The 9,479-nt window shown below is 62.8% G+C and carries 12 protein-coding genes; 2 read left to right on the top strand and 10 right to left on the bottom strand.

The window, feature by feature from the left end:
- The coding region (locus EOA32_RS27835) for a pseudouridine-5'-phosphate glycosidase (protein WP_145971369.1) at positions 1-847 on the top strand (847 nt) is incomplete at its 5' end.
- Between the two features lie 3 nt (positions 848-850).
- Here EOA32_RS27835 and EOA32_RS27830 read toward each other — a convergent pair.
- Positions 851-1,174, bottom strand: a complete 324-nt coding sequence (locus tag EOA32_RS27830; protein WP_128373422.1) for a TfoX/Sxy family protein — start codon at positions 1,172-1,174, stop codon at positions 851-853.
- Between the two features lie 89 nt (positions 1,175-1,263).
- Between EOA32_RS27830 and EOA32_RS27825 the strand changes: the two genes are divergently transcribed.
- Positions 1,264-1,761 (top strand): GFA family protein, encoded by a 498-nt coding sequence (locus EOA32_RS27825; protein WP_128373421.1) that lies wholly within the window; start codon positions 1,264-1,266, stop codon positions 1,759-1,761.
- An 8-nt stretch (positions 1,762-1,769) separates the two neighbouring features.
- On the opposite strand, the gene EOA32_RS27820 is transcribed toward EOA32_RS27825, so the two are convergent.
- The 9 genes from EOA32_RS27820 to EOA32_RS27780 all read right to left on the bottom strand — a co-directional run.
- The gene (locus EOA32_RS27820) at positions 1,770-2,288 is read right to left on the bottom strand and encodes a DUF2199 domain-containing protein (RefSeq protein ID WP_189407428.1); all 519 of its coding nucleotides are present in this window, start codon (positions 2,286-2,288) and stop codon (positions 1,770-1,772) included.
- Positions 2,288-2,674: a Fe-S cluster assembly scaffold SufA gene (gene sufA / locus EOA32_RS27815; protein WP_066995098.1), complete on the bottom strand. Its 387-nt coding sequence runs from the start codon at positions 2,672-2,674 to the stop codon at positions 2,288-2,290. Before sufA ends, EOA32_RS27820 begins: the two co-directional genes overlap by 1 nt.
- Before the next feature lie 108 nt (positions 2,675-2,782).
- On the bottom strand, positions 2,783-3,175 hold the full coding sequence (locus tag EOA32_RS27810; protein WP_066995299.1) for an SUF system Fe-S cluster assembly protein: 393 nt from the start codon (positions 3,173-3,175) through the stop codon (positions 2,783-2,785).
- A 5-nt stretch (positions 3,176-3,180) separates the two neighbouring features.
- The gene (locus tag EOA32_RS27805; protein ID WP_128373419.1) at positions 3,181-4,422 is read right to left on the bottom strand and encodes a cysteine desulfurase; all 1,242 of its coding nucleotides are present in this window, start codon (positions 4,420-4,422) and stop codon (positions 3,181-3,183) included.
- A 103-nt stretch (positions 4,423-4,525) separates the two neighbouring features.
- Positions 4,526-5,800, bottom strand: coding sequence for a Fe-S cluster assembly protein SufD (gene sufD / locus EOA32_RS27800; RefSeq protein WP_128373418.1), 1,275 nt, complete (start codon positions 5,798-5,800; stop codon positions 4,526-4,528).
- 25 nt (positions 5,801-5,825) lie between these two features.
- Positions 5,826-6,581 carry a Fe-S cluster assembly ATPase SufC gene (gene sufC / locus EOA32_RS27795; RefSeq protein WP_066995090.1) on the bottom strand — a complete coding sequence of 252 codons (756 nt, stop codon included), beginning with the start codon at positions 6,579-6,581 and terminating at the stop codon, positions 5,826-5,828.
- Complete coding sequence (locus tag EOA32_RS27790; RefSeq protein WP_095829960.1) at positions 6,574-6,864, bottom strand: hypothetical protein; 291 nt, start codon at positions 6,862-6,864, stop codon at positions 6,574-6,576. Before EOA32_RS27790 ends, sufC begins: the two co-directional genes overlap by 8 nt.
- A 4-nt stretch (positions 6,865-6,868) precedes the next feature.
- A complete protein-coding gene (sufB, locus tag EOA32_RS27785) occupies positions 6,869-8,386 on the bottom strand; it encodes a Fe-S cluster assembly protein SufB (RefSeq protein ID WP_067328280.1) in 1,518 nt (505 codons plus the stop codon).
- Between the two features lie 237 nt (positions 8,387-8,623).
- Positions 8,624-9,479: cysteine desulfurase family protein (locus EOA32_RS27780; RefSeq protein ID WP_145971368.1), on the bottom strand; the 856-nt coding region annotated here is incomplete at its 5' end.

Below are 9,479 nucleotides of genomic sequence, written 5' to 3'. Positions count from 1 at the left end.
GCCTGTGGTGGCGCTGGAAAGCACCATCATTACCCACGGCATGCCATACCCCGACAATGGCGCGATGGCCGCCAAGGTCGAGCAGATCATCGCCGATGGCGGCGCCGCGCCGGCGACGATCGCCGTGGTCGATGGCCGCATCAAGATTGGCCTTTCCGATGGCGAGCGCGAATCGCTTGCCATGACCGGCGACGCCATGAAGCTGTCGCGTGCCGATATCGGCTTTGCCGTCGCCCAAAAGCGCACCGGCGGCACCACCGTGGCCGCCACCATGATCGCCGCGCACATGGCCGGCATAAAGGTCTTCGCCACCGGCGGCATCGGCGGGGTGCACAAGGGCGCCGAAAAGAGTTTTGACATCTCGGCCGACCTCGACGAGCTGGCGCGCACGCCGGTCGTCGTCGTCTCGGCCGGCGCCAAGGCGATCCTCGACATCGAAAAGACGCTGGAAGTGCTGGAGACGCGCGGCGTGCCAGTCATCGGCCATGGCTGCGAGACCATGCCGGCCTTCTGGTCCAGGCAATCGCCCTTCCGCGCGCCGCTGACGTTGCATGCGCCTGAAGATATCGCGCATTTCTACCGTACGCGGCGGGCGCTGGGCCTCGGCGGCGGCATACTAGTCGCCAATCCGGTGCCGCAGAGCGACGAGATCCCGGCAGCCGAGATGGACGGCTACATCCAGGCCGCGCAGAAGGCGGCCGAAGCGCAGAACATCACCGGCAAAGCCGTGACGCCGTTCCTCCTGTCGAAGATTTTGGAGCTCACCGGCGGCCGCAGCCTCAAGACCAACATCGCGCTGGTCGAGAACAATGCGCGGCTGGCGGCGGAGATCGCGAAGGCGCTGTAGGCCTTATCTGCCCGCGCGCCGCCCCGCTTCATGAGCGCGCCGCGCCCAGACTGCCATTTCGTCGGGATCGTCGAAGGCGCTGTCGGGAACGCTCCAATAGGGCATCGCAACCTCCTTGCCGTGCCGCGAGCCCGTATAGGTCCACTGGCTGCAGCCGGCGGCCTCGAATTCGGGGATCGTCTCCTCGTCGGCCTTCAGCATTAGTTCGCCGCGCACCACGACCGCGACGATGACGCCGTCGCAATAGATGCCCTTGCCGCCGAACAGTTTTCGGATGCTGATCGGCCCCAGGCTCTCGAACAATTCTTCGAGGCGGTCATTGTCCATGCCGCAAGCATCTCATCCGGCGTGGGCCTTGTCATCGCAGCAACCAACAGCATGCTGACAGGTTGAGACATGAAATGGAGTTTCGCGCCATGCCTGTCCTGCTCAAAGGCTCCTGCCGCTGCGGCGCCGTCCGCTTCGAGGTGGAAAGTCACACGCCCGTGCCGTTCATGCTCTGCTACTGCTCGATCTGCCGCAAGCAGCAGGGCGGCGGCGGTTTTGCCATCAATCTCGGCGCCGACAACGAAACGCTCAAGGTCACCGGCAAGCCCAATCTCGGCGTCTACCGCGCTGAGATCGAGGACGACGAGCATCCGCACTGCGAGGTCTCGACCGGCGAGCGCAATTTCTGCAAGAAATGCGGCGCCGCGCTCTGGCTCTACGACCCGACTTGGCCGGACCTCGTCCACCCCTTCGCCTCGGCGATCGACAGCGACCTGCCGAAGCCGCCGGAAAAGGTGCATCTGATGCTGAAATACAAGGCGAACTGGGTCGAACCGGCGATCGGCAAGAACGACAAGGTGTTCGAGCTCTATCCCGAAGAATCGATCGCCGACTGGCACAAGCGCACCGGCTTGTGGGTCAACTAAGCCTGCATCTAAGGGCGATGGGTTAGCGCAACCCAGCGCTCGATCTGTGTCACATCTACCCCTTCGCGCTGCGCGGTGACCAAAGGGTGGTCTGCATCATGCAGAAAAACCCTGGGACGCAGATTGCCGGGCTGAAACACAACATTGGCATGCAGGTGCATCGAGCTCGGATATTCAGGAATGTCGTGCATCAGATACCCGAAGCAGAGCTCGTCCTCATATTGGCCGCTATCAAACCCGGCTCGATAGACATTCCAGCTTCTTTCCGAGACGGACATCCAAACACCGAAACAGAACTCTTCGGACAACTGAGGTACGGGCAAGGGCAGCAGGCAACGAATGAAGCGGTCTGTTTGCCCCGTGGCGTAGCTCACCACGCAAAAATCGTCGTTCTTGCGGAAAGTCGACCGAGCTACCTCGTCAAGCGCGTCTGGATTCACCGGTGCGCCAAAGGCTATATCGGTGGGAAGTCCGGTGAACTCCTGGTCACAGCAGGCACATCGCCAGCGATATGCCTCGGCGATCACTAGGCAGCGCTTGAAGCGCGCGCCTCGGCCAGCGCCTTGAGATCGGCCGGCTTCAGCTCGACGGATTCGCCGCAGCCGCAGGCCGAACTCTGGTTCGGATTCCTGAAGGTGAAGCCGGTTCGCAGCGTCGTCTGCTCGAAATCCATCTCGGTGCCGAGCAGGAAAAGCGCCGCTTCCGGCGCGACATAGACGTGCGCGCCGTCGCGCTCGATATGATCGTCCTTGGGGTTAGGCTCGGTGACCAGATCGACCGTGTATTCCATCCCGGCGCAGCCGCCCTTCTTGATGCCAAGGCGGATTCCATGCGCGTTGTCGCGCGTAGCGACGATCTCACGCACGCGGTCCGCGGCCTTGTCGGTCATCGTGATGACGGCGAAGCGTCCCATGTCGTTCTCCACGTTCGCGCGGGTTCAAGGCCCGCGGAATGAGTCTGCCTTTAAGATGGTGAAGTTTCACCTTTGCTGCAAGCCAGCCAACCTTAGTGGGGTCGCTGGCTAGTACCATCCAACCGCGACCTGCGCCTCTTCCGACATCCGGTCGGGTGTCCACGGCGGGTCGAACACCATGTTGACCTCGACGCCCGAAACCCCCTCCACGGCGCCGACGGCGTTCTCGACCCAGCCCGGCATCTCGCCAGCCACCGGGCAGCCCGGCGCGGTCAGCGTCATGTCGATCTTGACCGTCCGGTCGTCCTCGATGTCGATCCTGTAGACGAGGCCGAGCTCGTAGATGTCAGCCGGGATTTCCGGATCGTAGACCGTCTTCAGCGCCGAGACGATATCGTCGGTCAGCCGCGCCAACTCGTCGGCCGGGATCGCCGAGGCTGAGACGAGGCCGTTACCGGCCGTTTCCGGCGCGGTCTCTGCGGTGGTGCTCGCATCTTCCATGGTCGTCACCCGAAGAACTTTCGCGCCTTTTCCAGCGCATCGGCCAAAGCGTCGACTTCGGCCCTGGTGTTATACATGCCGAACGATGCCCTGCATGTGGAGGTTACGCCGAAGCGTTTCAACAGCGGCTGGGCGCAATGCGTGCCGGCGCGGACCGCGACGCCTTGCCTGTCTATAAGCATCGACACGTCATGGGCGTGGATGCCCTGCAATTCGAACGAGATGATGGCGCCCTTGCCGGGCGCGTCGCCGAAGATGCGCAGCGAATTGATGGTGCGCAGCCGCTCGTGCGCGTAATTCTTGAGGTCCGCCTCATGCGCCGCGATGCGCTCGCGGCCGACCTTTTCCATATATTCGAGCGCGGCGCCCAGCCCGATCGCCTGCACGATCGGCGGCGTGCCGGCCTCGAAACGGTGCGGCGGCTCGTTGTAGGTGACGATGTCTTCCGTCACCTCCTCGATCATCTCGCCGCCACCCATGAAGGGCCGCATCGCTTCCAGCATGTGCTTCTTGCCGTAGAGCACGCCGATGCCGGACGGCCCGTAAACCTTGTGGCCGGTGAAGACGAAGAAGTCGCAATCGAGGTCCTGCACGTCGATCGGCATATGCACGGCGCTCTGGCTGCCGTCGACGAGCACGGGAATTCCACGCGAATGCGCGATGCGCACGATCTCCTTGATCGGCGTCACCGTGCCCAGCGCGTTCGACATGTGGGTGATGGCGACGAGTTTTGTGCGGTTCGTCAGCCGCTTCTCGAATTCCTCGATATGGAAGGCGCCGAGATCGTCGACCGGCACCCAGACAAGCTTCGCGCCCTGCCGCTCGCGGATGAAATGCCAGGGCACGATGTTGGAGTGGTGCTCCATGATCGAGAGCACGATCTCGTCGCCCTCGCCGACCCTCGGCATGCCGTAGCCATAGGCGACCGTGTTGATCGCCGAGGTGGTGTTGGAGGTGAAGACGATGTTGTCGGTGCTCGGCGCATTGAGGAAGCGGCGTACCGTCTCGCGTGCTTTCTCATAAGCATCGGTCGCGGCATTCGACAGAAAATGCAGGCCGCGATGGACATTGGCGTAGTCCTGGGAATAGGCGTGCTGGATCGTGTCGAGCACCACCTGCGGCTTCTGCGCCGAGGCGCCGTTGTCGAGATAGACTAGCGGCTTACCGTAGACCTGCCGCGACAGGATCGGGAAGTCGCGGCGGATCGCCTCGACGTCGTAGGGAGCGGTTTCGATCTTCTGGTCCATCACAAGGTCTTTCGAGGCTTCGCCTCACTCCGTCCAGCACCCCTCATCCGTCTTGGCGCTCCGCGCCAATTCACCTTCTCCCAAGTAGGAGAAGGGGAAAGCGCTATCCGTGCGTCGAAAACCAGGCGTCGAGCCGCGCTTCGAGCGCATCGACGAGCGCCTCGTCGTCCAGTTCCTCGATCACTTCCGCGACGAAAGCCTTCACCAGCAGCCCTCGAGCCGCCTTTTCGTCGATGCCGCGCGCCATCAGATAGAACAGATGGTTGTGGTCGATCTCCGTGACCGTCGCGCCGTGACCGCAGACGACGTCGTCGGCGAAGATTTCCAGCTCCGGCTTGGTCGAGAACTCACCCTCGTCCGACAGGAGCAGCGTGTTGCACGCCATCTTGGCGTTGGTCTTCTGCGCGTATTGATGGACGTTGATGCGACCCTGGAAGACACCCCGCGCCTTGCCGGTCACAACGTTGCGGATCACTTCGGTCGAGGCGGTGTGCGGCACGGCATGGTCGAGCACCATGGTGGTGTCGGTATGCGTGTCGCCGGCCAGAAGGTTGATGCCGCGCAGCTTGAAATCGGCGCCCTCGCCAGTCGTCCTGACCACGACTTCCTGGCGCACCAGCTTACCGCCGGCGTTCATCACGAACAGCGTCAGCTTCGCGTCCTTCCCAATATGCGCCTTGAACTGAGCAAGGTGCGTCGCCGTGTCCGGCTGTTCTTGCACGACCAGCCAGGTCACCTCGGCGCCGTCGCCGACCACGAGTTGGCTGACCGAGCTGACGAGCGCGGCTTCGCCGCCCTCTCCCGCTTGACGCTCGACGATGATTGCCTTGGCGCCGGCACCGACACGTGCCAGGAGCCGCACATGCGTCTGGCCGCCGGCCTGGAGGTTCTGCAGCTCGATCGGCTTTTCCAGCTCGGTGCCGTCGGCGATGTCGACGAAATAGCCGTCGGCGACGAAGGCCGTGTTCAGCGCGCCGATTGCGTCATCGGCGCCATAGCGATCGAGCCCCGGCGCGATACTGCCGTCTGTGAGCTTCTCCGACAGGCGCTGCACCGTGACGCCTTCGATCTCGGGAGCCTTGGCGCTCGAAACGCCGTTCAGCACCGGCAGAACGGCCGAACCGTCGAGGACCGGATCGAGCGCCTTTGCGATGTCCCCGGCCTCGAAGACCGGCACCGAGGTCAGCAGCCGGCGCAGGTCCGTATAGTGCCAGGATTCGACGCGGCGCGTCGGCAGGCCGTGCTTGATCGCTTCGATCGCGTCGTCGCGCTTGACCATCACCGCGCCGTCGCCGGGCAGCAGCGATAGCCGCTCGCCGAAGGCGTCGATCAGCGCCGTTTCGGCCAATGTCCGCTGGAGCTGTGCGTGCATGTTCATTGCTCTTGCCTCACTTGGCCCCATCTCACGCGGCTTGCCCGATCACGCCGGCATAGCCGTTGGTTTCAAGATCGAGCGCCAGCGACTTGTCGCCAGACTTGATGACCTGGCCCTTGTAGAGCACGTGCACGCTGTCCGGCACGATGTGCTCGAGCAGGCGCTGGTAGTGGGTGATGACGACGATCGCGCGCTCCGGCGAGCGCAGCGCGTTGACGCCATCGGCGACGATCTTGAGGGCGTCGATGTCGAGGCCTGAATCGGTCTCGTCGAGCACGCAGAGCTTCGGCTCGAGCAGCTTCATCTGCAGGATCTCGGCGCGCTTCTTTTCGCCGCCGGAGAAGCCGACATTGAGCGGCCGCTTCAGCATGTTCATGTCCATGTTGAGCGAAGCGGCGGCGTCCTTCACGCGCTTCAGGAATTCCGGAACCTTCAGGGGCTCCTCGCCGCGCGCCTTGCGCTGCTCGTTCATGGCCACTTTCAGGAATTCCATGGTCGCGACGCCCGGTATCTCCATCGGATACTGGAAGGCAAGGAAGATGCCGGCGGTAGCACGTTCGGCCGGATCCATTTCGAGGATCGACTGGCCGTTGTAGAGGATGTCGCCTTCCGTGACCTCGTAATCCTCGCGACCGGCAAGGATGTAGGACAGCGTCGACTTGCCCGAACCGTTCGGGCCCATGATGGCGGCGACCTCACCGGCTTTGACCGTCAGGTTCAGGCCACGGATGATCTCCGTGCCGTCCTCGACGATGCGGGCATGCAAATTCTTGATCTCAAGCATTATCTTCTACTTTCGTGTTCTTGTTGTCCTCGACGCCGGGTCCTTGACGAGATTTCCCCAGAAGAGCGCCCGCAAGATCGCCAGTAACGATCATCCAGCCAAAAAAACCTACCGCGCCTAGGGTCGCAATCGAACCACCAACATTCCTTACCGAACTCAAGCCGAATATCGCGCCTATTAAAGCCACCACGGCACCTCCAATAGCCAGCGTCAGCAAGAGCATCAGAACGATGACTATCAAACTCTGGATACGCTCGAAGAATTTCCAGGAGCGCCGTTCCACTTAGTCAGCCCACGCTGCCTTCCAGCGAGATCCCGATCAGCTTCTGCGCCTCGACCGCGAACTCCATCGGCAGCTGCTGGATGACGTCCTTGACGAAGCCGTTGACGATCAGCGCGATCGCCTCTTCCTCGGGAATCCCGCGCTGCATCACGTAGAACTTCTGGTCCTCGGATATCTTCGACGTCGTCGCCTCGTGCTCGAACTTCGCCGTCGCGTTCTTGGCTTCCATGTAGGGCACGGTGTGCGCGCCGCACTGGTCGCCGATCAGCAGCGAATCGCAGTTGGTGAAGTTGCGGGCGTTGGTCGCCTTGCGGTGCGCCGAGACCTGGCCGCGATAGGTGTTCTGCGAGAAGCCGGCGGCAATACCCTTGGAGATGATGCGGCTCGACGTGTTCTTGCCGAGATGGATCATCTTGGTGCCGCTGTCGACCTGCTGATAGCCGTTCGACACCGCGATCGAATAGAACTCGCCGCTGGAATCGTCGCCGCGAAGGATGCAGCTCGGATATTTCCAGGTGATCGCCGAGCCGGTCTCGACCTGCGTCCACGAAATCTTCGAACGATGGCCGCGGCAGTCGCCGCGCTTGGTGACGAAATTATAGATGCCGCCCTTGCCCTCGGCGTCGCCGGGATACCAGTTCTGCACCGTCGAATATTTGATCTCGGCATCGTCGAGCGCGATCAGCTCGACCACCGCGGCATGCAGCTGGTTCTCGTCGCGCTGGGGAGCCGTGCAGCCTTCGAGATAGGAGACATAGGCCCCCTCCTCGGCGATGATCAGCGTGCGCTCGAACTGGCCGGTATTCTTCTCATTGATGCGGAAATAGGTCGACAGCTCCATCGGGCAGCGCACGCCCTTCGGCACGAAGACGAAGGAGCCGTCGGTGAACACGGCCGAGTTCAGCGTGGCGTAGAAATTGTCGGAAGTGGGCACGACCGAGCCCAGATATTTCTGCACCAGCTCCGGATGCTCGCGGATCGCTTCCGAGATCGAGCAGAAGATAACGCCGGCCTGAGCCAGCTCCTTCTTGAAGGTGGTGACGACCGAGACGGAATCGAACACGGCGTCGACCGCGACGCGGCCGGACTTGTAGACGTTGTCGTTGGCCTCCTCCAACTCCGAAGCGTCGGTCTTCTGCACGCCGGCGAGGATCTCCTGCTCCTTCAAAGGAATGCCAAGCTTCTCGTAGACCTTGAGCAATTCGGGATCGACCTCGTCCAGCGACTTCGGTCCCGGCGTGCTCTTCGGCGCCGCGTAGTAGTGGATGTCCTGGAAGTCGATCTTCGGATAGTGGACGCGCGCCCAGGTCGGCTCTTCCAGCGTCAGCCAGCGCCTATAGGCGCCCAGACGCCATTCCAGCATCCAGTCCGGCTCGCCCTTCTTCTCGGAGATCAAGCGAATGATGTCTTCGCTCAGGCCCTTGGGGGCCTTGTCCATCTCGATCTCTGTCTGGAATCCATATTTATACTGGTCGACGTCGATCTTTCGGACTCGATCGATCGTCTCCTGCACAGCAGGCATAAGCGTTCTCCATCCACGCCGGGGTCAAGGCCCGGCAGTTTTCAAACTATGGCACCGCACAAACGCGCCCCGGGAAGGACTCGGCTGCGGAGTAAGCTCCATATAGTGCGTTCCGGCCGGAAATTCACCCGTCCAAACGAAACGCACGGCTTTACCAGGCCGGATGGCCTGAAGTCGTCTTTTGAACACCGGATTTCAAGAGCCGCCCGGGATCTCTTGTCCGATGCCCTGCCGCCGTCAGGCAGCCTTTTCTTTTCCAGCCCGACGCGCGGCTATGCCCGCCAGAGCCGCCCGGAACGCCTCGATCTCCTCGGCGCCGGTAGCGCCGCCAATCGAGACGCGCAAGGCGCCAAGGCTCTCGCCGTGGCCCATCGCTTTCAGCACGTGGCTTGGCCCGACTTTCCCCGACGAACAGGCGGAACCGGCCGACAGGGCTACACCGGCAAGATCGAAGGCGATCTGCGCCGTCTCGGCCTTGACACCGGGAATAGCGAAGAATGTCGTGTTGGCAAGCCTTGGCGCGGCCGCTCCAAAGATTTCCGTATCAGGGACGAGCTCCCGCACGATCGCCTCGACCTCGTCGCGACGGCGCGCGACCGCTTCCATGTCTTCCAGGCCGGCGAGTGCTGCCCGCGCCGTGGCACCGAAACCGGCAATGCCGGGAAGATTCTCGGTGCCGGCGCGATGGCCCTTTTCCTGGCCTCCGCCATTGATCAGCGGCTTCGGCATCATCAGGTCGGCCCGGGCGACGATGGCGCCGACGCCCTTCGGACCGCCGATCTTGTGCGAGGACAGGATCAGATAATCGGCGTAACCGGCTGACATGTCGATCGGAATCCGCCCTGCCGCCTGCACGGCATCGACGACCAGCACGCCGCCCGCTTCCTTGACGACCTCGGCGATGCGTCCGATCGGCTGGATCACCCCCGTCTCGTTGTTGGCGGCATGGATCGCCACCAGCGGCAGGCCGGCAGCCTTGTCATGCGCGGAGAGCGCAGTAGTCAGCGCCTCGAGATCGGCAATGCCGTCTCGATCGACGCCGATCCTCGTCACCTGCGGCGCCGAGAACCGCCCGCCATTCAGAATGCAGGGA

It is taken from the genome of Mesorhizobium sp. M1A.F.Ca.ET.072.01.1.1 (assembly GCF_004023325.1).
Classification (GTDB): domain Bacteria; phylum Pseudomonadota; class Alphaproteobacteria; order Rhizobiales; family Rhizobiaceae; genus Mesorhizobium.
This window is presented reverse-complemented; position numbering and strand designations above follow the sequence as displayed.

Coding starts and splice junctions, on each gene's coding strand:
- EOA32_RS27830 (WP_128373422.1), bottom strand. CDS start 1,174: ATGGACAATGACCGCCTCGAAGAATTGTTCGAGAGCCTGGGGCCGATC.
- EOA32_RS27825 (WP_128373421.1), top strand. CDS start 1,264: ATGCCTGTCCTGCTCAAAGGCTCCTGCCGCTGCGGCGCCGTCCGCTTC.
- sufA (WP_066995098.1), bottom strand. CDS start 2,674: ATGGGACGCTTCGCCGTCATCACGATGACCGACAAGGCCGCGGACCGC.
- EOA32_RS27810 (WP_066995299.1), bottom strand. CDS start 3,175: ATGGAAGATGCGAGCACCACCGCAGAGACCGCGCCGGAAACGGCCGGT.
- EOA32_RS27805 (WP_128373419.1), bottom strand. CDS start 4,422: ATGGACCAGAAGATCGAAACCGCTCCCTACGACGTCGAGGCGATCCGC.
- sufD (WP_128373418.1), bottom strand. CDS start 5,800: ATGAACATGCACGCACAGCTCCAGCGGACATTGGCCGAAACGGCGCTG.
- sufC (WP_066995090.1), bottom strand. CDS start 6,581: ATGCTTGAGATCAAGAATTTGCATGCCCGCATCGTCGAGGACGGCACG.
- sufB (WP_067328280.1), bottom strand. CDS start 8,386: ATGCCTGCTGTGCAGGAGACGATCGATCGAGTCCGAAAGATCGACGTC.